This window comes from Nostoc sp. CALU 1950, assembly GCF_051172895.1.
In the GTDB taxonomy this organism is placed as follows: domain Bacteria; phylum Cyanobacteriota; class Cyanobacteriia; order Cyanobacteriales; family Nostocaceae; genus Nostoc; species Nostoc edaphicum_A.
On sequence record NZ_JBDNJQ010000372.1, the window covers coordinates 1 to 1,341 of the forward strand.

A 1,341-nucleotide genomic window follows, 5' to 3' on the forward strand; every position below is an offset into this window, starting at 1 on the left:
TTAGTTGCACTCACAAAACAACTGGTAATGGGTTCCATATTGTTGCCCAACAGTCCCATTCCTCCAGATTTCGCCAGTGCCCTCAATGTAATGAATTGACTCTCACTCATGACGAGAAAACTGTTCAATCACCTACACGAGCTAGTAATGGAAAACGACTAATTACTGATGAGTGCCACAATTGTTCTTACCATAATCAGCGAGAGGAAATAATTCCTCGTTTGCCTCCACCACCACCTCCCAGCAGTTCTTGGGGTAGCGGTGGCGGCGGTGCTGGTGGTAGCTTCGGTGGCGGCAGTAGCAGTGGTGGTAGCGGTGGTAGCTTCGGTGGTGGCAGTAGCGGTGGCGGCGGTGCTGGTGGTAGTTGGTAAATAATTTTATGAGCAGTCAAGATAAAAGAATTCCCGAAGATTTTGCCCCAGAAGTGCTGGAGCTAGCCTCGCGCTATTATGCCAATCACACTCAAAGTTATTCAGCTTCGGAGTTGGTAGTCGCAGGTAAAGAAGTTGATATTCCTGCTGAATTTATTCAGCAAGCCATTCTGGATGTACAAGCAAGGCATAAGCAACAACAACAGCAACAACAGCAATTAGCCTATCGGTATCAAAGACTACTAATGGTTGTCACTGGCGTAATAGCTGCACTGAGTGTCTGGAGTGCCTGGACTTACAACTCCATCCAAAATAGTAACTCCAGAGTAAAAGCAGCTTGGGCACAAGTCGAAAATCAACTCCAACGACGTGCTGATTTGATCCCTAACCTTGTGAATGTCACCCAAGCTTATGCCAAACAGGAAAAAGAGTTAGTTTCTTTATTAATCCGATCACGCCAAGCTTATTTGCAAGCAACGACTCCCGATCAAAAGGGTGCTGCAACAGTGCAAGTTAATCAAGCAATTGACCGTTTCCGTGATTATGCCAGCGTCAATCCCCAATTACAATCAAGCCAACTATTTACCAATCTTCAATACGAACTTACGGGTACTGAAAATCGTTTAGCTGTAGAGAGAATGCGTTATAATCAAGCAGTGCAAGCTTATAATCAAAAAATTCAAAGTTTTCCTAACTTCTTAGTTTCTAATACTCTTGGGTTTGAGAAGAAAGAATTTTTCCAAGCTACAAATACTGGTATTCCCAAAATTGAAATTTTTGGGGAATGAAAAGTAATAATAACCTAGCGTGGCAAAACTTACTAGAGAAGAGAGGAAATCCTGTAATCTTGACCTTGTAGCGAAATAATGGTGCAAAAACTTGGCATGAAATTGTTTAAAACCAGAGGCAACATCGTTTGAAGTACTCGATTGTGTTCAAAAAAAATGCCCCTCGTGCGGTCAAGCAATGC

Annotated in this window: 1 protein-coding gene and 1 pseudogene; both read left to right on the forward strand. The window is 43.0% G+C overall.

Annotated features, from left to right (window positions below; genetic code table 11):
* Positions 1–371 (forward strand): annotated as a pseudogene (locus ABF638_RS37965) (TPM domain-containing protein); the annotation flags it as partial.
* An 8-nt stretch (positions 372–379) separates the two neighbouring features.
* Positions 380–1,159, forward strand: coding sequence for a LemA family protein (locus ABF638_RS37970; protein WP_420760406.1), 780 nt, complete (start codon positions 380–382; stop codon positions 1,157–1,159).
* Positions 1,160–1,341: the final 182 nt, after the last annotated feature.

Bases quoted from the DNA above. Each gene is read 5' to 3' on its own strand.
- ABF638_RS37970 (WP_420760406.1), top strand. From the start codon at position 380: ATGAGCAGTCAAGATAAAAGAATTCCCGAAGATTTTGCCCCAGAAGTG.